The sequence below is a fragment of the Pseudomonas sp. IT-P44 genome (assembly GCF_949768225.1).
Classification (GTDB): Bacteria; Pseudomonadota; Gammaproteobacteria; order Pseudomonadales; family Pseudomonadaceae; genus Aquipseudomonas; species Aquipseudomonas migulae.
The window spans coordinates 110,800-131,764 of sequence record NZ_CATKQM010000024.1; the positions used below are offsets into that span (position 1 = coordinate 110,800).

Below are 20,965 nucleotides of genomic sequence, written 5' to 3' on the forward strand. Positions count from 1 at the left end.
CAGACACCGTTAATCTGAATCAGGACGCATCGATCCAGATGGTTTTCAACTCGGTGTATTGATCATGAGCCCAAATGGACTTGTCTCGGCCACCGAAGCCAGACTCTTTGTACCCGCCGAAAGGCGTAGATGCATCGCCTTCGCCGAAGCAGTTGACGGTCACGATTCCGGCACGAATGCCGCGCGAAAGCTTCAATGCATTGCGCAGGTTACCGGTGTACGCGGACGCCGCTAATCCATAAGCCGTGTCGTTAGCCAAATCGATGGCCTCATCCACAGTATTGAAGGTTGTTACGCTCAGGACGGGGCCGAAGATTTCTTCCTGAAACAACCGGCTATCACGGCTTACGCCATCAACGATGGTGGGTTCCACAAAGATATTTTTCGTAGTACTCCCGCCCACCAGCACATCCAGCTTTTGGTCTTTAGCGTGCTCAATGTACGAACGCACTTTTTCAAAGTGAGCGGTGCTGATCATCGAGCCCAGGCGATTTTCAGGGTCAAGCGGATCACCCATTTGCCAATCGCCCAGGTGAACCTGGATACGCTTCAAAAGATCGTCCTTGATATCGCTATGAACGATCAGGCGAGAGGACGCAGAGCAGTTTTCGCCCATGTTCCAGAAGGCGCCATTCACTACGTGCTGCGCGACGAGATCAATGTCCTCGACGTCGTCCATCACAACTGCAGGGTTCTTGCCTCCGCACTCCAGAACGATGCGCTTCAGGTTTGACTCACTGGAATATTTTAGAAACAGCCGGCCAGTGTCAGTAGAGCCTGTAAAGCTGACCATCGCGACATCCGCGTGCCGGCCTAATGGTTCACCGGCCTCTTTGCCACTACCAGGCACCACGCTGAACACGCCCGCAGGGATACCCGCCTGATAAGCCAGTTCAGCGACGCGCAGCGTACTCAACGTGGTTTCCTTCGCGGGCTTGACCACGATCGAACAACCTGCTGCCAGCGATGGGCCAATTTTCCAGGCAAGCATCAATAGCGGGAAGTTCCACGGCAAAACAAGACCGACGACTCCGATGGGCTCACGCACGACCATCGTGACGGCTCCCGAACCCACTGGCGCGGTCGAATCGTAAATTTTGTCGATGAGTTCTGCGTGCCAACGCAGCGTATGAATTGTTTCGGGAACATCGATGTTCTGGCATTCACGAATCGGTTTGCCGCTGTCCAGACTTTCGAGTACCGCCAATTCGTGCGAATTCTCTTCAAGCAGTTGAGCGAAACGCAGCAATACAGACTTGCGTGCAGAAGGCGAGAGCGAATGCCAGCGGGCGTCCTCAAATGCCTCTTTGGCTGCTGCCACGGCCTCGTCGACATCTCGAGAGTCGCACGCGGCGATTTCAGCTAGAACGTCACCCGTTGCTGGGTTGGTCGTAATGAACGTTTTGCCCGATATCGCATCACGAAACTTTCCGTTGATAAATGCCTGATTGCGCAACTCAAGCTTACCTGCAAGTTCGCGATATGCCTCTTTACTAAGAAGATCTGCCATTTCAAGCCTCCCCAATGATTTGGGCTACGTTTTGTTTGAGGGTTCGAATAATTTCTTTCAGTTGTTGTTTCTCGGACTCCTCCAATGGTTGCAATGGAGCCCGAACACCACCGGGATGTAATCCGCTTAATTCACTGCCATGCTTGATGGATTGAACGAACCTTCCGCCGTCGAGAAAAAACATCAATGGAAGCATTGCCGACATGATGCGGCGTCCTTTAGCGAAGTCTTTTTCAATGACACAAGCTTCGTAGAGCGCAACATGTTCGCGGGGGATGAAGTTCGAACCCGCGCAAACCCAGCTGCGAGCCCCCCAAGCAAAAAATTCCAAAGCTTGATCATCCCAACCACAAGATATTTGGATTGACGGATGCGATTGAGCCAGACGATGAAGACGATTCATCTCGCCTGAACTTTCCTTGATAGCGACGATATTCTTGCAGTGTGCAATGGCGTCGAAGAACTCTTCGTCCATCGCGACGCCCATCCGGGCCGGGTAGTTGTAAAGCATGATCGGAAGTCCAGCTGCTCTGTCCACTGCCAGGACATGAGCGCCAATTTCTTTTTGTGTGGGCAGCGCGTAAGTAGGAGAACCTACCATAAGAGCATCTACCTCAAGCTCCTTCGCCCTCTCGGCAAAGTAGACAGAGTCTTCAGTTCGAATCCCCCCGGTACCCACAACGAGCGGCAAACGACCGTTGATAATATCTTTTGCACGGCCAGCAATCTTTACACGCTCAGCTACCGTGTGAGCGTAATACTCACCGGTCGACCCACCAACAACAATGCCATGAACCTTGGACTCGATCAGGTATTCAATAACCTCGCCAAAGGCCGAATAATTAATCTGGCCATCCGAAGACAACGGAGTGATGGCAGGCGTAAAAATGCCGTCAAAGTTCAAAGTATTGTCTCCAGTATTCTAGGTAAATCAAGGGCTAAATATTTGTTAACTTAGTGATGTGGCTGGTTGGGTCTAGCGATCGAGTTTCTGTGCAAAACGGCTATAGCACTGGACGTTTCATGAGGTTTTCATTTAGACAAAATGAAAACCTCATGCCCTATTTAACGTGCAGCCAAAGGCCGATTATTTCGATTAAGTAATCCACGGCTAACGCGATCTAAAAGTAGCGCTACAGCTACGATGGCGAGTCCCGCTCGCAGACCGAGCCCCATCTCCATACGAGTGAGTCCTCGAGTGACCTCGGCGCCCAAGCCGCCTCCTCCTACCAACCCAGCAAGAACCACCATTGCGAGCGATAACAAGATGCATTGATTCAGCCCCACCAGAAGCGTAGGTGTGGCCAGAGGAATCTCGATCTTGAAAAGAATCGAGCGTTTTGTGGCACCCATGGCATTTCCCAACTCGACCATTTCCTTTGGCACCTGGTTAAGCGCCAGTGTGGTCAAGCGCAGCATGGGAGGAATCCCATACACCACGGTAGCGATGATTGCGGGGACACGGCCGAGGCTGAAAATCATTACCGCAGGAATGAGATAGACCCATGGTGGAACAGTCTGCATTACGTCGAGCACCGGTCGCACTGCGGCGTCGAATCGCTTCACCCGTGAGGCGAGGATGCCAAGCGGAAACGCAATAGACACTGATATCAGTACGGCCACCGAGACCAGCGCAATGGTTTGCATGGAAGCAATCCAAAGTCCGGAGATCAAGCAATATCCCAGCATCACTGCCGCCAACACAGCGACACGCACTCGAACGATCAGCGCAACAGTGATAGCGACGATGGCGATCACCGCTAACGGCGGTAGGGCCAATAGTGCACCTTCAATTGCACGCAGACTTATTTCAACCACCACACTTATGGCTTTAGAGACACCGTGAAGATTGGTGTTGAACCAATCAACGAAAGGGGCAATATATTTTCCAGGGGAAAACTGGATTTCTGGTGCGCTCATGGTCGTTTCCCCTCATACGCAGCCGCGGCGCTCTGTGCCAAACGGTCGAGAACCATGGTGAGAATAACGATTGCGATAGCACCGTTAATTGATTTGGCGATGTCGAGAGTGCGAATCGCGCCATATATAGTCTCACCCAAGCCACCAGAGCCGACGATGCCAGCAATGACTACCATGCCGAAAGCCATCATGAGGCTTTGATTGATGCCAGCCATGATGCTTGGCATTGCGAAGGGCAGACGTATCTTCAAGAACATCTGCCAGCCAGTGACGCCACTAGCATTGCCAAGTTCGATGAACTCATTCGGCGTCATGCGAATGCCGAGCGATGTCAGGCGAAACGCCGGCGGCAACGCCACGATAAATGTCGCGATCAGCGCCGTGCCTGTGCCATAGCCTAAAAGCGCAATGGCAGGTAGCAAGTAAATGTAGGGCGGCATGGTCTGAATCATGTCGAGCGTGGGCTCGACCATGCGATCCAACACCGGAAGCAACCCGGCTACCACACCCAGTGGAATGGCTACCAGCAGAGCCATCAACGTCGCTGCGACGACCAGTGCCAGAGTGCTCATAGTTTCTGGCCACAAGCCGATAAATGCGCAGAAAAGCATTCCAATCAAAGCAGCAATGGCGAAGCGTGGCCCGGCGAGACGCCACCCCAGCAAAGCGATAAGCACTGCAACAACGTAATATGGCGGGAGGTTGAATAGCCACAGAAGGCTTTCGTAAATACCTTTCAGAACGTCATTTACTGCATCGAATAGTCCCGAACCATTGTCGGAAAGCCATTCAAGCCCCGCGTCCACGGTCGAGTCAAAGCTGCCAGGGAAATTTTCGACATTCATGAAGACACCTCCGCCAGCGCCTGATCAACCGGGTGTGCATATTCGTTAGCAGTCCCTTGTACGCCTCTTAGCAAATCGCGCATGGTGATCACCCCTGTGATGACACCCGCGTCCATCACGGCGATCGCGTCGCGATCATTTGCTACCGCAAGGCCGATGATGTGATCAAGGTCGGCGTCTGGAGGCGTGGTTGGCAGTCGACTTACATCAACGTTGGGGTGCGCCGCCTTGTAGAGCGCAACCGGCGTCATCACCGAATTGGCTTTGACGAGGTGGAGCCTCGATATACCCGCGACGAACTCTGCTACGTAATCATCGGCCGGATTTAGAACTATTTCCTCGGCGGTTCCCACCTGGATGATCATTCCGTCTTTCATGATCGCGATGCGATCTCCTAGCCGGATCGCCTCGTCCAAGTCGTGAGTAATGAAGACAGCTGACTTGCCCAGTTCCTTTGTAAGCTGGCGGAATTCGTCCTGCAACTGACGCCGTATTAATGGGTCAAGTGCGCTGAAAGGCTCGTCCATGAGGATAATTTCCGGATCTGCAGCAAGCGCGCGTGCCAGGCCCACCCGCTGCTGCATTCCCCCGGATAGTTCGTCCGGGTAACGCTTAGTCCAGTCGGCCAGGCCAACTTTGGTTAATGCCGCCTCAGCGACCTTCAACCGCTCGGCTTTTGGAACTCCCTGTACTTCCAACCCGAACGCAGTGTTTTCAAGCACAGTACGATGCGGCAACAGTGCCACACTCTGAAACACCATCCCAATCTGCCTTGCCCGTACCGCACGTAATTCGGCGTCGCTGAGCGACGACAGCTCACGGCCCTTGACCAGCACCTTGCCCGAGCTTGGCGTGATCAGTTTGTTAAGCAATCGGATCAGTGTCGATTTACCGCTGCCGGACAGGCCCATGATGCAAAAAATCTCACCACGGCGAACCTCTAGGTTGACGTCAGACACACCTACGACGCAGCTATAGTCTTGAAGAATCTGCTTTTTTGTCAGCCCTCTTTCGACAACGGCTTTCATTGCTTCAGCCGAGTTCTCGCCGAAAATCTTCCAGACGGACTCGCAGCTCACCAACACATTATTTACGTCTAAACTTGTAGTAGCCATAGCAAATCCTATCGAACCTTTTTATAAAATATTGTTCGTTAAAGTTCGGCAGCTAAATAAATACCGGTCTTAATTTTTTTTGTTATTTTCCCAACGCTGAATCAAATCGCCATTCTTGGCAATCCAGATTTTAACTGCTTCATCCACCGATTTTCCGTCCTTTATATCGCCGTTGATTGCCTTAATATCAGTGATCGGAACAAAAATACTGGCAATCACTTCTCTGGCGCGAGGGTGCTTCTCAGAAAAGCCTTTCTGACCAATCCAGTAATAGGTTTGCGATGGGGGATAGATTCCCTTTGAGTCAGCCAAATACTTGAGGTCAAATTTCTGAGTCATCCAAGATGGATCCCACATGGTGACAGCGACCCACTCCTTGCGATCCACTGCTGACTTAAGTGCAGCCGTCATCGCTGCGGTACTGCCTTCAACCAGTTGAAGTTTTACGCCATAGGCTTTTATGGCTTCGCTGGTACTACGCATCAGGCCAGCACCAGGCTCAATACCAATAACCTTATCGCCGAATTTGGCGGAGCTCTCATTCAACTGCTCGATCGTGTCAATGTTTACGTATTTGGGAACCGCAATCCCCTGATACAAACCGTCGGAAACAGGTGAAATTTTTTCGTAACGATTCTTACCACGATCCCAATAGTCTTGAGCAAGATAGTTCACTGGGGAAACTAACATTTCGATGTCACCTTTACCCAGCGCTGCGAAGGCTATCCCCCACTCGGAAAATTCAGTGAGCTTGACCGTGTAACCCTGATCCTCCAAAACCTTTTTGGTGATAAGTGAAGTCGGCGACAAATCCTCCCAAGCCATGGTACCCATCGTGATGGTCTTCTCTTCTGCCTGTGCTGGCAAAACAGTTCCTATCATCATCAGCAAAGCGAACATCGCTTTCCAAATCGTTTTCATGGTATTTCCCCTACAGAGGTTGAGTGGTCGCCTTTTCTCGGGCGACATTGCGTTCGTGATTTTTAAACTTCTTTTCCAACACGCAATTCTTGCCATCGGATATCCGAGTTATCGCCCTGCCAAGTGTTTGGCGCTGGCGGTACACGATTAGGCTTTGGGTTTTAAAACCTGGCGTTCTTTCGATCCCGTAGGGAACCGTCGCTGGGTTTTGCGCATATTCAGCTCCCTTTAAAAGATCACTCATGGTCGAGCTCCTTAATGGAAGTGTAGTTAGCTTACCCAACGTCCAAGGGACTTATTCTCGCCCTGCACGCCATTCACGGAGCCTTAAGTCAGCCTTCGCACCGATACTAAGAAACGGCTGAGGCGGCAGATTTTTCGGTGGGTCATAGCTGGAGAAAATCTCAACCAACTCAGATTTCATTCCCAGGGCCGCTTCTGCAGCAGCGATACCGGCGGCTGTAGATTTCGACGCACCTAAACCGTTGCACGCGCAGGCCGCAAACAGGCCTTGTTCAATTTCCCCGAATATCGGCACGCTGTTCCAGGTCAACGCCATAGGCCCGCCCCATCGATACTGCATTTTCAGCCCTACAAGGTCAGGAAAACGATCGGCGAACTTACGGTCATGCACCCGACCGGCGCTTTGCACATGACCATCGTTGATCTCCAACCCCGCGTGATATGAATAACGTGAGCGAATCAAGATCCGGTCACCCTCAGCACCACTCACACGACGCACTGTAGTTCCCATCGGTAAGGCCGGTGTCGCTGCCCAGTCGCGTTTTCCGCCGAGACGTTTCGAATCGAAAGGTTCAGTCATGGAAGCATAGGTGAAGACATGCAACATCTGCCCGCGAAACAAGCCAAAGCTCTGGGCGTGGCCATTGTTTGCCAGGATGACTCGTTTGGCCGTGACCGAACCTGCGGAAGTCTTCAGCAACCAATGACCAGACTGCTTTTCGAAGGACTGTACCGGGGAGTTCTCGTACAAGGTCACTGGCTTTCTCAGGCAATCTGCAACGGCACGAATATAGGCTGCAGGTTGCACCATCACCGTTCCAGGCATGTACAGCCCGGAGGTGTAGATACGGCTGCCAGTCACGTCATAAATGCCCTTGGCATCAAGGATCTGATAGGACTCACCCAAACCCTGCAGCTGGCGTGCATAAGTAACGATGTGGGCGTCGCCCTTCTGGCTAATCGCTACGCTGTAGCGGCCACAGGGGTCAATGATTTCACGCCCCCAGCCGTTTTCTTCCGCCATGTCCGTAGCCAAGCTAATAGCAGTGCGATAGAGCTTGATATCCCGCAGAGCCCGATCTGTTGATGTACCACCAAAATCTTCCGAGCTGACTTCATGGGGCAAATCAATAATGAATCCTGAGTTACGCCCCGTGGCCCCCTCCCCGACAACGCCCGCCTCCAGGACGGCAACTCGCAATGTCGGATCAAGCTGAGATAGCCGTCGCGCGGCAGACAGACCAGCGAAGCCAGCGCCAATGATTGCAACATCAGCAATTACAGCGCCATGAAGCGATGTGGTCGGTGCCCGTGGAGCGAGCATCTCAACCCAAGCTGAACGACTGCTGTTCTTCGGAAATTTAGTGGCCACGTACATGACTTCTACTCCCAAGACGTCAAGCGAGTTTGGACTCGAGAACAATCAATGGTTCAAGGGCGGCCTTGAGCGCATCTATTTTGTCAGCAGATAGGCGCGCCAATGGTCGACGAGGATTTCCCGCCCCGTAACCAGTGATCTCGGAACCTGCATAAACGGACTGGACATAGTCGCCTTGCCAGATCAACGACATGACGGGCTCGAGCGAGCGCCAGATCTCCCGAGCACGACCCCAATCCTGTTCCAGGGCGGCTTTTACCACCGCTACGCAAGAACGTGGTGCCATGTTCGCCCCACCCCAAATCAAGCCTGCAGCACCGGCAAAAAGCGCGTATGGCACCAGCGGGTCGGCGCCATTCATCGTCGGCAAACCGGTACGGATCAGCGATGCCTGCGCCGCGAGATCACCGCTGCTGTCTTTGACCGATACAAAGTTTGGAATTTCGCTCAATTGGCGAAACAGCGATGGCGTGACCTCTACGCCGACGGCCTGAGGCACGTTGTAGCCTATGATTGGCAGCCCGGCTTCAGAGACGGTGGAATAGAAGTCGATAATCCCTTGGTCATCAGTTGGGCCTTCGAAAAAGGGCGGCAACACCATGACGCCATCCGCCCCGCATTCCGCTGCATGACGGGTGCGTTCCACTACTTCATCTGCAAGCAAGGCGGACGTTTGCACAATCACTCGAGCACGGCCATTGATAACTTTGGAACCAAAGGCCACGAGTTGCTTGGACTCTTCCTTGCTGAGGTAAACATGCATGCCCGTGCCGGAGCTCAGGACAAACCCATGTACACCAGCGGAGATGTAGCGTTCAATCAAACTTTCAAAACGCGGGTAATCAATTTTTCCCTGCGCATCAAATGGAGTTGTGATTGCCAGATTGACACCGGAAAAAGCGAATGCAGACATTGATTCAAACCTCATTTTGTTCTTTTCTGGAAAGTCCAGCCAGATAGCTCTCAGCTGGAAGTAATGATTCGCGCGCACCAAGCAAATTATCGCTGCGCCTGCAACCAAATAGCCTGGTATAAATTTATTCCGATACTTTTCCAAGAAGCCAAGCGTCGGCGATATTTGCCAAATCAAATGTGAGCTTCTACCTTCCGCTTGTTAAGCGCTCAACAAATGGCAGATTTGTCTTTTTTATTCCACGAGAGCTCACAGTAACAACAGGTACGAGAACCTGCCTCTGGAATAAACTAAATAATCAGGAAATAAACTTCATCTCATCACCTTGAAACATTCATTTCGTATTCGGTTTTCATGGTGAAAGAATAATGACAAGAGAGATTGGGACATAGCGACTTATACGCCGATCAATTGATGAGCTGACCTCATGCATTTGAGTCGTCGGGATCCTGCCGCAATCCGCTACCGAACTGTTCTTCGAGCCAGTCGCGCAGCTTGCAGCAGCTGGGATCACGGGCTTTGTCCTCATTGGAATTCAAATAATGAAGGGTTTCTCTATGCACCAGTTTTTCTTTGACTGGTCGGATCAGGAGCCCTTTTTCGATCAGGGGAGCGACAAGGTAATGCCACCCTAAGGCAACACCTTGGTGGGCCAATGCGAGCTGGATGAGAACGTTGTAGTCGTTAGCATTAAAGAAATGCGGAGCATGGCTGGGTCGAGCTTTGAGATCGATATCGTGATGAGCAAACCAAACGCTCCAATCCACATGTTCAGCCACCTGTGAACGGCCAAAGGGACTGAGGTTCAGCAATGCTCCATCTCGAAGATCTTGAATGGATTGTAGCTCTGGATGCTGCTCCAGATACTGAGGCGTGCAGACCGGATAAATGACGTCGCATACCAGTGGCTGGCTGTGATAACCGTCGTGACTTTTCATCATTTTGCAAATGATGAAATCTGGATGAACACCGCTCTCCATCGATAGAAAATTTTGGGTAACGACTAGGTTTAAGTCTATCTCTGGGTAGGATTCGAAGAAAGAAGGTAATCGGGGGCCAAGCCAAAAATTGGTGAACGCAGGCGAGCAGCACAGGGTTACCACATGCTTAGAGGTGGTATTACTGCGCATTCGCTCAGCCGCTTGAGCAATGCTGGTAAATGAAAGCTGAACCACGTCATAGAAATTAGAACCCGCATCCGTGAGCTTTACCGCCCGGCCTGCCCGCTCGAAAAGCTCCGTTCCGAGATGAACCTCTAGCTCACGTATTTGGCGGCTGATAGCACCTTGGGTAACGCAAAGAGCCTCAGCAGCGCGCGTAAAGTTTTGATACCTGGCCGCCGCTACGAAGGCTTTGACGGCACGTAGGGATGGCATCTTGATCAGCGTTTGATCAGGTTCATTTTGCTTAATCATTACTGTAGATCATCACTAGCCCCTTTAAAAAATCGATTCTTCCCGCCACAGGCCTCGCTCTAGACTGATTACAAGCCCCAGCGATCTAGGGGGAGGCTCTCCAGCAAAAGATTATCTGAATTGGCTGGGGCGTAATAGCCCTTGTGAGCCGATGGTACATCTGTAATCAGTTCTCTCCGAACGGCTACGGTCGATGCAAAAAGCCCCGATTTTAGATTTGAGAGTGCACATAAAAATGCAGAAATACACTGCCGTATTAGACCTTATCAAACAACGTAAACCCCAGCATGGGTTGCCGGGCGCTACCTATGCCGACCCGGAAGTTTATCGCCAAGATTTAGAACAGATTTGGCATAAGGAGTGGATCTTCGCGGGTCATACCTTCGAGCTGGAAAAGCCGGGACAGTATTTGACACTGCAAATCGGCGATTTCCCGGTCGCCGTGGTGCGAGGGAAAGACGGCAACATTCGTGCGTTCCATAACGCGTGCCGCCATCGTGGATCAAAGGTCTGTACCGAGGATAAGGGAAAGGTGGCAAAACTTGTGTGCCCCTACCACAAATGGACATTCGAGTTAGACGGGAAGCTACTGTACGCCGGCAACATGGGCCCCGACTTCAACACAGCGGACCACGACCTGTTGCCCGCTCATTGCGAGGTGGTGCATAGCTACATTTACGTCTGTGTGGCAAAGCTTGCACCTGATTTCGAAAAATTCCGAAGCGCGGTATCTCCGTTTATTGGCCCTCACTACCTGGAGGATTGCAAAGTTGCGTTCGAAGCCAACCTGGTGGAGAAAGGCAATTGGAAACTGGTGTTTGAGAATAACCGAGAGTGCTACCACTGCGACGGTACGCACCCAGAACTACTCCAGTCTTATACCGAACTTGCATCGGTACAAGGGATCGGCGGCGAGGAACCCCCTGAGCTGACGGCCTATTGGAACACTTGCGAAGCTGGTGGCCTGGCTAGTCGGCTCGCTATGGATCCGGCGGGACAGTTTCGTATGACGCGTATTCCGCTCGACCACGGCGCCAGCAGTTACACCATGGACGGTAAACCTGCCGTCAATCGACGCCTGGATCGCAGCGGAGTAGAGAATATCGGCGCACTGCTGTACTTCAACTATCCATCGACTTGGAACCACTTTCTTGGCGATCACGCTCTGAGTTTCCGAGTTTTGCCACGAGGCCCTGGAGAAACGGTGGTAACTACCAAGTGGTTGGTGCCCAAGGACGCTCAAGAGGGGGTGGATTACGATGTCGAACGCCTCACGAAAGTGTGGATGGCGACCAACGATCAGGATCGACGTCTGGTAGAAGGCGCCCAAGTTGGCGTGACCTCACCAGCCTATCAACCCGGTCCATACTCACCGTTGGTGGAGAATGGCGTTTGTCAATTCATAGACTGGTACTGCGAGCTGATGGACAAGCGTTTGACGGAAACAGTTGGCGCTTCAAAGGCGTTTTGATAAGTAGCAACCACCGGTGTTCGCCGTGTAAAGGAACACCCTGACAACTTTAATGCAAGTTCAATCTGCATTAGTCAGCAGAAGTGCCGTTCGACAAAAAACAAGAGGAATTTAAGTGTGCATTCCCAGAACGCCGCCTCCCAGCTCACAGAGTCCCGCTTGAATACTCAAAAAGTGTCAAGCATAGGATTTTTATTGCTGGAAAACTTTTCTCTCACCTGCTTTACGCAGTGCCTGGACGTGTTGGTGACGGCAAATCAAATTCGGCCAGGCTGTGTAAAAATTTCTACTTTCAGTAGAAACAACTCGGAAATCATGAGCGACTTGGGAATACCTATCAGACCGGACACCCCATTGACGGAGATTCGAATCTCAGACTTGGATTTAATGGTGGTATGCGGTGGCTTACGAACACCGAGAACGGTTCCACATTGGCTAATCAGTCTTTTGCACAAGCTTGCCAGTTTACCTATCGTACTGGGCGGGCTCTGGAATGGCGCCTGGTATCTTGGAAAGGCAGGTCTTTTAGATGGGTACCGCTGCGCCATTCATGCAGAGCAACGAATCGCCCTGGCTGAATACGCCCCCAACACGACTGTGACACTGGACACCAGTGTAGTCGATCGTGACCGGCTCACAGCTTCTACGCCCGCAGGCGCATTTCAAGTCATGATCCAGTGGCTCCATAAAGTTGCTAATCATGAGTTGGCTGATGCTGTGTTAGATGTGCTGGATTATGATCAGTCTCGATTTCGTACTACCGCTAAAGCCCGAAACCTTACAGTAACTGCGCCGGTGCGAGAAGTGATCACGCTGATGGAGTCTAATATTGAAGAACCTTTAGACCTCGATCAACTTGCACAATGCGTTAAACTTTCCAGACGTCAGATTCAACGCTTCTTTCAGAATCAGATAGGTACGCCTCCTCAAAAGTACTATCTGGAATTGAGGCTCACTGAAGCCAAACGCCTGATACAGAACTCAAAATTTGCAATGATTGATGTTGCGATCGCATGCGGGTTCGTTTCAGCGGGCCATTTCAGCAGACGTTATAGCGCCCTCTTCGGTCATCCGCCTTCAAAAGAGAGTCGTTATGAAATCTAGTTCCCCATAAACCGGGTAGGAGCGAATCACGCTACCTCATGTAGCGTTATCTGACAGGCACGTTTGCGAGGTAAAGGATCATGCGATCCAAGTGTGATTTATCGGAGCAAGAACTGTTGATGCATGGGGTGATTTTACGGGAAGCACTCATGCGAATTCTGGTCCGTCACTCACCCTCGTGTGGCGTCGGTGTTGAGGCTACTGAAGTGTGTATTCGATCATTAGGTAATGCCCGTTTGGACATCGGCCTCGGTCCTTTCTCAGGCGGGCCGCTGCCCTCGACCCTGGAGTCCACAGTGACTCAGGCGTTGTCAAATGCCCCCAGGACTAAGCCGGACTTTAAAATTCTGCTTTCTGCTATTGAGATGCTGCTACCCGGCAGCCGCTGGATAAAGCGATTGGCTGCCGAAAAGGATGATGCCGACTTTGAAGAAAGACACCGGCATGCGTTGATTTTTGGAAAGGGTGGCCTTTTTCAATGCTCGACAATAACCCTGGGATTGGCAGTCATGGAACCGGAACTTAATTACCCGTTCCACAGGCATCCCCCCGCAGAGTTCTACCTCGTTTTATCGGAGGGTGATTGGTACCGGGAAGACGCCGGATGGTGGAGTCCCGGGGCCGGCGGTGTCGTGTTCAATCCCCCATCGGCGGTCCATTCAATGAGGTCAACCGGCAAACCGCTGCTGGCACTTTGGGGACGAATAGAAAACGCGCAGGAGGCCGCTCCAGATAGTAAAGGTGTTTTCCAATAACTCTAATTCAACCACCACATCAGGGGGAAATATGTCATATCCATTACCCACAAAGATGCATGCAGTATTACTCAACGGACTCGGCGGGCTGGAGCAACTGGAATACCGGACGGATGTATCCGTCCCACAACCCAGTGCCGGAGAAGTACTGATTCAGGTACGCGCCTCCGCTGTTAACAATACGGATATCAACACCAGGATTGGTTGGTACTCTAAATCTGTCAGCAGCGATACAGCGTCCGGTGGCGCAACAGGGTTCGACAGTGTAAACGGCGATGATTCTTCCTGGTCTGGTACGGCGCTGAAATTCCCACGAATTCAAGGTGCCGACTGCTGTGGGTACATTGTTGCAGTTGGGCAAGGCGTTTCAGCTTCACGCATTGGCGAGCGTGTGATCGTCAGCAATCTCCTGCGTACCTATGTCGACTATAGGCCATATGAGTGCTGGACATTTGGCAGTGAATGTGACGGCGGGTTTGCTCAGTTTGCCGTTGCCCCCTCTAAAGAGACGCTCAAGGTGGAGTGCGACTGGACTGATGCGGAACTCGCATCGATACCTTGCGCATATTCAACTGCAGAAAACATGTTGCACCGACTGAAGCTGGGTAAAGAAGTAGTCTTGATAACGGGCGCTTCGGGAGGCGTAGGATCTGCCGCCGTTCAGCTCGCCAAGCGACGTGGTGCCGTGGTTATTGCGCAATGCTCTGCCGCCAAAGCATCAGAGGTAAAGGCTTTAGGCGCCGACCGTATTATTGATCGCAAGGCCGATCTGCTCTCGGTGCTGGGCGAAAATTCTGTGGATGCCGTTGTAGACGTGGTCGGGGGTGAGGACTGGCCGGATCTCTTACGCGTTCTGCGCCTAGGAGGCCGATATGCCATTGCCGGCGCAATTGCCGGTCCAATGGCAGAGATTGATCTTCGAACCCTTTACCTAAAAGATCTCACACTTTATGGCTGCACTTTTCAAGACGACGAAGTTTTTACCAATCTCATTGCCTATGTCGAGTCGGGAGAAATACGTCCTGTTGTAGCTAAAACGTATCCGCTAAATGAAATTCATCAGGCACAGGAAGATTTCTTGAGCAAGGCACACATGGGCAAGTTGGTCTTAATCATTCCGGAGGTAAATCAATGAAAATTGCCAGTGTTCATATTTATACCCATGAGTTACCTGTCCTTGATGGGCCGTATACCATGGCCAACCAGGTCGTCTATTCATTGACGACCACGTTGGTCAAACTCGTAGGGGATAATGGACTGTTTGGGTGGGGAGAGACATGCCCCGTTGGCCCGACCTTCTCCGAGTCACATTCGAGAGGTGCTGTGGCGGCCCTGATTGAAATGGCCAAGGGACTCGTCGGCACTGAAGTGCTACCCGTCCCTTTGCACCGGCGCATGGATGGATTACTCAAAGGTCATAATTACGCCAAAGCAGCGATCGATATCGCTATGCATGACCTCCTGGGGAAGCATCTGGGACTTAGCGTTTCGGATCTTCTGGGCGGTGCCCTGGCAGATCGTCTCCCCTCCTATTCTGTTGTTGGGATCAGCGATCCCGACGAGTCGGCCCGCCTTGCAGTCGATAAGCGCGACCAAGGTTATCCCCGCCTGCAGATAAAGGTAGGTGGCAGGCCAATCGAGGAAGATATCGCGGCCGTTCAAAAGGTGTGGGAAGCAGTAGGCAGTTCGCGTATCAAGCTCGCCGTAGATGCCAATCGCGGCCTGAATACACGCGACGCCTTAAGACTTTGCCGCGAATGCGCAAACATCCCTTTCATCCTTGAGCAACCTTGTAACACCGTCGAGGACTTCCAGAAAATTCGTTCGCAGATTAGCCATGCGATGTACATGGACGAGAGCTGCACCAGCATCAATACTGCAATCACTGTGGCGGGAACCGGTCTAGTCGATGGTTTCGGAATGAAGGTCACGGCGCTGGGTGGCTTGCATCCGATGCGCGCGTTCCGTGACATCTGTGCAGCACGGAACTTACCCCATACCTGTGATGACGCATGGGGTGGAGATCTCATTGCGGCCGCCTGCACCCACATCGGCGCAACTGTCGCTCCTGAACTGCTGGAGGGTGTGTGGATAGCAGCCCCCATGATTGACGGTCACTACGACGAGAAAAATGGAATACGCGTGGAAGGTGGTCACATCAAACGCCCACAAGGAGTCGGCTTGGGCGTTGTGCCTGAAGAGAGCATATTTGGCGAACCGGTGGCGTCCTTCTAAATCATCAGCCTGGCGACGCTTCACGGCACGTCCAGGCGTTTGGTGTGCCTAGCCAAGGCGTCAATTGAATTGATCGGCGCTACGCAATCATATTGATGTTGAGTCGTCCTTGGCCAGGCTATACGAGCTAGAACTTCAAGCACCCAACCAAGACCTTGAGTTGCCGGAAGATCTCAGTCAGACGCCCCGAACCGAGCTGCGCCGAGTGCGCAAATTTCTCGACCCGCTATGGATCTGCGTGATGTGCCGGCTGATCTCTTCGGCCATAGGACGCTGTTTTTCTGTCGCCGTGGCGATCTGGGTTTTCTAATCACGATTCGAGTCTACCGCCTCACCATCGGCGGTATCTGGGCGTGATACCTGGAATCAAGGCCGGCGCGAAACACGCCGGCTTAGGCTGATTTAGCGTCTTAGTGAATACAGCCCCCCCAACACCACCAGCAGCGCCCCCACCATCAAGGTGGTCTCCAGCGCCTCGCCGAACCACACCACACCCAGCACCGACGCGAACACCAACAGGGAGTAATTGAATGGCTGCAGGGTTACCGCCGCCGTGTATTTTAGGGCTTGCAGCAACAGCAGCTGCGCCATTACGCCGGTCATTGATAACACCAGCATCAACACCAGCTCCAGCGGCGTAGGTGTCACCCATTGCGGCAGGCCGATCGCAGTCGAAGCGACCGCACCCCAAAAACCCATGTACAACATATTGGTGCCGAAGCTGTCGGCGCTACTGATCTTGCGCGTGAGTATGTTGAAGCAGGCGAACATCAGGGCTGCCACCAGGGGAATCAACGAGGCGGGGCTGAACACGCCCATGCCGGGTTTGAGAATGATTAGTGTGCCGACAAAACCAATCACCGCCGCCATGCACTTGCGCAGGCTGAGCTGCTCACGCAGCGCCAGGGCAGCCATGGCCATGGTCAGCAGAGGAAAGATGGCGTAGATCGCATGGGTTTCGGCCAACCCCAAATAGCGCAGCGCCATGCCGAACACGAAAATTTCGAACACCCCCAACAGCGAGCGAGCCATCTGCATCCAGGGATGGGCGGTTTTCCGAGCATTGGCCATCCCACCCTTCATCCTCACAAAACACACCGCGAACATGAGGAATACCCAATAGCGCACCATCACCAGTTGCGCCACCGGCAAGTCCTTGACCAAAATCTTGGTGATCCCGTCCTGGGCCGCGAAGATGAACATCGACAGCAGGCAAAGCATGATGCCGATACGCGTTCCCCTCGCCCGTCCTGCTTCGCTTGTTGACTCGACCACTGTGCTCATGATGGCAATCCCCGGCCGGAATCATTCACCCCACACCTCCTCGAACACCCGCACCCAGTTTGCCCCCATGATCTTGCGCACCACCCGCTCGGGATGACCGCGTCTGAGCAGGGTCTCGGTGAGGTTAGGAAACTCGCCGACGGTACGGATGCCCAGCGGATTGATGATCTTGCCAAAGCGTGTCAGACGCCGTGCGTAGCCCTTGTCGTGGGTCAGATACTCAAAGAAGTCCTGGCCATGCCCTTGAGTGAAATCAGTGCCAATACCAATGGCATCTTCACCGACGATGTTCATGATGTATTCGATGGCCTCAGCGAAATCATCAATGGTCGCGTCCACGCCCTTGGCCAAGAACGGGGTAAACATGGTCACGCCAACGAAGCCGCCGTGGTCGGCGATGAACTTCAATTCCGCGTCGGTCTTGTTGCGCGGATGCTCCTTGAGTCCCATGGGCAAGCAGTGCGAATAGGTCACCGGTTTGCTCGAAGCCAGGATGACCTCCTCACTGGTACGCGAACCGACGTGGGACAAATCGCACATGATGCCAACGCGGTTCATCTCAGCAACGATCTCCCGGCCGAAACCCGACAGCCCGCTATCACGCTCGTAGCTACCCGTCCCCACCAGATTCTGAGTGTTGTAGCACAACTGTACGATCCCCACGCCCAACTGCTTGAAGATCTCCACATAGGCGATCTGGTCCTCGAACGCGTGGGCGTTCTGAAAACCAAGAAGAATACCGGTCTTGCCGAGCTCCTTGGCCCTGCGTATATCCGCGGTGGTACGCACCTGCATCACCAGATCACTGTTCTCGCGGATCAGTTTCTGGCTGGCGGCGATGGCATCCATCGTCTTTTGGAAGCCTTCCCACACCGAAACCGTACAATTAGCGGTGGTCATGCCGCCTTTGCGCATGTCCTCAAACAGCTCACGGTTCCATTTGGCGATGACCAGACCATCGATCACGATACTGTCGTCATGTACTTCGCGCGCATTCATGCCGCGTCTCCCTTTTCAATAGTTGCGTGAGCCAGTCCGGCGCATCGTTGCTCAAGCATCAACCCGGATGGCGAGCACTTTTCAAACCAGGCGCCGGTTCCACACCTGGCCCATCGTGCAGAGAAATTCGCGAGGTCTCTGGCAAGCCCAGACCTCCCGCCAGTGCCAGCAAGGCGATCACCACCAGGTAGAAGGCTGGCGCCAGGCTGCTGCCAGTCTGGTTAATCAGCCATGTTGCAACCAGCGGCGCGGTACCGCCAAACAGCGTGTAGGCAATGTTGTAGGTGATCGCCGATGCGGTGTAACGGGTGCGGGTGGGGAAAACTTCGGAGAGCAGCGCGGCCGTAACCACGCCCGACAGCACAGCGCCCACCGCGAGCAACAAGACCCCAAATATCGCCGCTGGCACTTGACCGGCGCTAGCCAGCCAGTAGGCCGGAAAAACGGTCAGGATCACCCACGAACAAGTCGTGGCGACTGTCCTGCGCCGGCCGAATCGATCCGAGAAAGCCCCTGCCGCCGGGCAGACACCGGCCGCGAACAGCAACGCCACCGTCGAGACCATCAGTGACTGCCCACGGCTAAGATACCCAACCACCTGCAGGTAGGTGGCGAAGTACGTGGTGAACATATAGAAGGACAGTGCAGTCAACGAAATGAAGGCGCCAAGCCGCAGGATGGAGCCCCTCTGCTGCTGCAAAGTTTCGCGAAGCGGGGAATGGGCATGGGTTTTATATTCGGCCATGGAGTGCCGGAAAGCCGGGGTTTCCTCCATCTTCCAACGCAGGTAGAGGCCCACTAACCCGAGCGGTGCAGCCACCAGAAACGGCACCCGCCAGCCCCACGCGCCCATTGCTTCAGCCGACAGGCTGGCTTCCAGCAGGTAAGCCATGATTGCTGCACACGCGAAGGCCGAGAAAGTCGAGACGGGAATGAAACTGCCATACCAGGCACGCTTGTGATTCGGCGCATGTTCCATCAGATAGGCGCAGGCACCGGCATACTCGCCACCAGCGGAAAAACCTTGGACACAGCGGGTAAGCGTCAGCAGTACGGGCGCCATCAGCCCTATGCTCGCGTAGGTCGGCAGCAGACCGATCACCGTGGTGGCACCAGCCATCATCAGCACCGTGACCGACAATACGCGTTTGCGTCCCAAGCGATCACCGAGCGTGCCGAATACGATGCCACCCAGTGGCCGCAAGGCGAAGGCAACCGCGAAGATGGCGAAGGTTTGGAGCAAGGCGGCGCTGGGGTCAGCACTGGAAAAGAATTGTTTGGCGATGGTGGTGGCGAGAAATCCGTAAACCGCGAAATCGAACCACTCTACAAAGTTACCCACTGCGGCTGCCGCGATGACCTTACGCAGTGTGGCCGGTGAAACATGGCCTGTTTCGCTCATTGTGGTGCTCTCCTGGATTATTCTAATTAAATAAGATGGGCAGCCAATAATTCGGAACAAACTAGGTGCAGAATTCTTGTTGTGGTGGTACTTGTTGCGCTACTGCAGTCAGCCATTGTCGACCGGCAAGGCGAGCGCTTGTGGTGATAAACTTGGTGCCATCATATGCAGACTGCCCCCGGGGCGACCAGACTTCCTGATCACCTAGGTAATCGGCGTTATTGCATTCATCAATTTGCGAGAGAAGCTGTCGTTATGCGTGAAGAAGATTGTCTGAATCCCGAATATCTTCTTCATCATTTACCGGTCGCTGTGATCATTGCCCGCAATCGGGTGATCCTGAACTGCAATGCCTTGGCGCGGACAATGTTTCGCGCCAGTGATGTACAAATCATTGGGGCCTCGTTCGCGATGCTGTACCCCAAACAGAAAGACTTCGAAACCGCGGCGGAACATTTCGGCCCCCTGCTTTCGCGACATGCCGACTTTCATGATGACCGTTTAATGCGCCGTCTGGACGGCACGCATTTCTGGGTGACCGTTCGGGGTTACGGCTTCAACGAAAGTAATCCGTATGAACTGGCTGCTTGGGTATTCACTGAAGTGGATACCCGGAAACAAGAGGAACTGAAGGAGAAAGTGATCCTCACCTCTCGAGAACGCGAAGTGGCTGCGCTGCTGGTAGACGGACTGACCAGCAAGGAAGCTGCGAAAAGCCTGGGCATCAGTCCCAGAACCGTAGACATCCATCGCGGCAGCCTGCTTCGCAAATACGCGGTAAATTCCACACCGGATCTGATTCGACAGATCGTCAACTAGCCTGCGCCGGGTTGAGTACACCGGCCGGGAAAATCTCCGACGCCAGTTGTGCCAGACACAACGCGGTCAGCGAGTTTGTTCCGCTGGCTTGACCACGGTATTACCGGCGGGCAGGGCCGGGGCGATTTTCCAGGCAACCATCATCAGCGGGTAGTTCCACGGCGCGATGGAGGCGATCACGCACACCGGGGCGCGGCCCAGGGCACCCGCTGCTTCAGCAGAGTCCCCCCTCTCGCCAACGCAGGTGTCCGGGATATCCCTGGTCCGCAGTGATGCTCGACAAGTCTCTCGCACCGCGCCTGCGTTCGATGTTCGATGTTCGATGTTCGATGTTCGATGTTCGATGTTCGATGTTCAGCATGAAACAGAATCAGGCGCTGCCGGTGGAGCTGTGCTGTGACAACCTGTCGTTACTGCGCGACCTGACGTTGTGTAGCGACAACATCCTGTTCACCTGGAGCTCTTGGCTCGATCACGACGACCGCAATGGCGGCCTAGTAAACTTGGGCTCCCTGTTACATCCCGAACTTTCGCCATCGGATATGTGTATCGAGTGCGCCATCGTGCAACTGGCGGGACGTACCCTATCGCCACCCGCGCAGCGGCTAGTGGACCTGATCCTTGCACAGGCCTGAC

Annotated in this window: 20 protein-coding genes and 1 pseudogene; 7 read left to right on the forward strand and 14 right to left on the reverse strand. The window is 53.4% G+C overall.

The window, feature by feature from the left end; all coding sequences use genetic code 11:
• Window positions 1-19: 19 nt before the first annotated feature.
• The 10 genes from ACM6IO_RS14065 to ACM6IO_RS14110 all read right to left on the reverse strand — a co-directional run bounded on the left by ACM6IO_RS14065 (window position 20) and on the right by ACM6IO_RS14110 (window position 10,260).
• On the reverse strand, window positions 20-1,510 hold the full coding sequence (locus ACM6IO_RS14065; RefSeq protein WP_414911678.1) for an aldehyde dehydrogenase: 1,491 nt from the start codon (window positions 1,508-1,510) through the stop codon (window positions 20-22).
• Window position 1,511: 1 nt separating this feature from the next.
• A complete protein-coding gene (locus tag ACM6IO_RS14070) occupies window positions 1,512-2,414 on the reverse strand; it encodes a dihydrodipicolinate synthase family protein (protein ID WP_230173445.1) in 903 nt (300 codons plus the stop codon).
• Window positions 2,415-2,575: 161 nt separating this feature from the next.
• On the reverse strand, window positions 2,576-3,430 hold the full coding sequence (locus ACM6IO_RS14075; RefSeq protein ID WP_230173444.1) for an ABC transporter permease: 855 nt from the start codon (window positions 3,428-3,430) through the stop codon (window positions 2,576-2,578).
• Window positions 3,427-4,275: an ABC transporter permease gene (locus ACM6IO_RS14080; protein ID WP_414911679.1), complete on the reverse strand. Its 849-nt coding sequence runs from the start codon at window positions 4,273-4,275 to the stop codon at window positions 3,427-3,429. Before ACM6IO_RS14080 ends, ACM6IO_RS14075 begins: the two co-directional genes overlap by 4 nt.
• Complete coding sequence (locus ACM6IO_RS14085; protein ID WP_414911680.1) at window positions 4,272-5,390, reverse strand: quaternary amine ABC transporter ATP-binding protein; 1,119 nt, start codon at window positions 5,388-5,390, stop codon at window positions 4,272-4,274. The genes ACM6IO_RS14080 and ACM6IO_RS14085 overlap by 4 nt, the downstream gene beginning before the upstream one ends.
• Window positions 5,391-5,459: 69 nt before the next feature.
• Window positions 5,460-6,311 (reverse strand): glycine betaine ABC transporter substrate-binding protein, encoded by an 852-nt coding sequence (locus ACM6IO_RS14090; protein WP_414911681.1) that lies wholly within the window; start codon window positions 6,309-6,311, stop codon window positions 5,460-5,462.
• A 10-nt stretch (window positions 6,312-6,321) separates the two neighbouring features.
• Window positions 6,322-6,555 (reverse strand): hypothetical protein, encoded by a 234-nt coding sequence (locus tag ACM6IO_RS14095; RefSeq protein WP_414911682.1) that lies wholly within the window; start codon window positions 6,553-6,555, stop codon window positions 6,322-6,324.
• A 51-nt stretch (window positions 6,556-6,606) separates the two neighbouring features.
• Window positions 6,607-7,932 (reverse strand): NAD(P)/FAD-dependent oxidoreductase, encoded by a 1,326-nt coding sequence (locus ACM6IO_RS14100; protein ID WP_414911683.1) that lies wholly within the window; start codon window positions 7,930-7,932, stop codon window positions 6,607-6,609.
• A gap of 19 nt (window positions 7,933-7,951) precedes the next feature.
• Window positions 7,952-9,022 (reverse strand): dihydrodipicolinate synthase family protein, encoded by a 1,071-nt coding sequence (locus tag ACM6IO_RS14105; RefSeq protein WP_414911684.1) that lies wholly within the window; start codon window positions 9,020-9,022, stop codon window positions 7,952-7,954.
• 248 nt (window positions 9,023-9,270) lie between these two features.
• Window positions 9,271-10,260: a LysR family transcriptional regulator gene (locus tag ACM6IO_RS14110; RefSeq protein WP_230173437.1), complete on the reverse strand. Its 990-nt coding sequence runs from the start codon at window positions 10,258-10,260 to the stop codon at window positions 9,271-9,273.
• A gap of 235 nt (window positions 10,261-10,495) precedes the next feature.
• Here ACM6IO_RS14110 and ACM6IO_RS14115 point away from each other — a divergent pair, with 235 nt between their 5' ends.
• The 5 genes from ACM6IO_RS14115 (at window position 10,496) to ACM6IO_RS14135 (ending at window position 15,825) form a co-directional block, all read left to right on the forward strand.
• Window positions 10,496-11,731 (forward strand): aromatic ring-hydroxylating oxygenase subunit alpha, encoded by a 1,236-nt coding sequence (locus ACM6IO_RS14115; protein ID WP_230173756.1) that lies wholly within the window; start codon window positions 10,496-10,498, stop codon window positions 11,729-11,731.
• A gap of 159 nt (window positions 11,732-11,890) precedes the next feature.
• Window positions 11,891-12,835, forward strand: a complete 945-nt coding sequence (locus ACM6IO_RS14120) for a GlxA family transcriptional regulator (RefSeq protein ID WP_414911685.1) — start codon at window positions 11,891-11,893, stop codon at window positions 12,833-12,835.
• A 119-nt stretch (window positions 12,836-12,954) separates the two neighbouring features.
• A complete protein-coding gene (locus tag ACM6IO_RS14125; protein ID WP_414911686.1) occupies window positions 12,955-13,590 on the forward strand; it encodes a dimethylsulfonioproprionate lyase family protein in 636 nt (211 codons plus the stop codon).
• A gap of 31 nt (window positions 13,591-13,621) precedes the next feature.
• Window positions 13,622-14,725: an alcohol dehydrogenase family protein gene (locus ACM6IO_RS14130; RefSeq protein WP_230173425.1), complete on the forward strand. Its 1,104-nt coding sequence runs from the start codon at window positions 13,622-13,624 to the stop codon at window positions 14,723-14,725.
• A complete protein-coding gene (locus tag ACM6IO_RS14135; RefSeq protein ID WP_414911687.1) occupies window positions 14,722-15,825 on the forward strand; it encodes a mandelate racemase/muconate lactonizing enzyme family protein in 1,104 nt (367 codons plus the stop codon). The genes ACM6IO_RS14130 and ACM6IO_RS14135 overlap by 4 nt, the downstream gene beginning before the upstream one ends.
• Before the next feature lie 402 nt (window positions 15,826-16,227).
• On the opposite strand, the gene ACM6IO_RS14140 is transcribed toward ACM6IO_RS14135, so the two are convergent.
• From ACM6IO_RS14140 to ACM6IO_RS14150, 3 genes are read right to left on the reverse strand one after another with little or no spacing between them, the layout of a single operon-like run.
• A complete protein-coding gene (locus ACM6IO_RS14140) occupies window positions 16,228-17,109 on the reverse strand; it encodes a DMT family transporter (RefSeq protein WP_414911688.1) in 882 nt (293 codons plus the stop codon).
• Window positions 17,110-17,130: 21 nt separating this feature from the next.
• Window positions 17,131-18,108, reverse strand: coding sequence for a dipeptidase (locus tag ACM6IO_RS14145; protein ID WP_414911689.1), 978 nt, complete (start codon window positions 18,106-18,108; stop codon window positions 17,131-17,133).
• A 58-nt stretch (window positions 18,109-18,166) separates the two neighbouring features.
• Window positions 18,167-19,510 (reverse strand): MFS transporter, encoded by a 1,344-nt coding sequence (locus ACM6IO_RS14150; protein ID WP_414911690.1) that lies wholly within the window; start codon window positions 19,508-19,510, stop codon window positions 18,167-18,169.
• 255 nt (window positions 19,511-19,765) lie between these two features.
• Here ACM6IO_RS14150 and ACM6IO_RS14155 point away from each other — a divergent pair, with 255 nt between their 5' ends.
• The gene (locus ACM6IO_RS14155) at window positions 19,766-20,329 is read left to right on the forward strand and encodes a LuxR C-terminal-related transcriptional regulator (protein WP_069970788.1); all 564 of its coding nucleotides are present in this window, start codon (window positions 19,766-19,768) and stop codon (window positions 20,327-20,329) included.
• Window positions 20,330-20,339: 10 nt separating this feature from the next.
• Here the strand turns inward: ACM6IO_RS14155 and ACM6IO_RS14160 are convergent.
• Window positions 20,340-20,524, reverse strand: a pseudogene (locus ACM6IO_RS14160) (aldehyde dehydrogenase family protein); the annotation flags it as partial.
• A gap of 77 nt (window positions 20,525-20,601) precedes the next feature.
• On the opposite strand from ACM6IO_RS14160, the gene ACM6IO_RS14165 reads away from it, so the two are divergent.
• Window positions 20,602-20,964, forward strand: coding sequence for a hypothetical protein (locus ACM6IO_RS14165; RefSeq protein WP_414911691.1), 363 nt, complete (start codon window positions 20,602-20,604; stop codon window positions 20,962-20,964).
• Window position 20,965 lies beyond the last annotated feature (1 nt).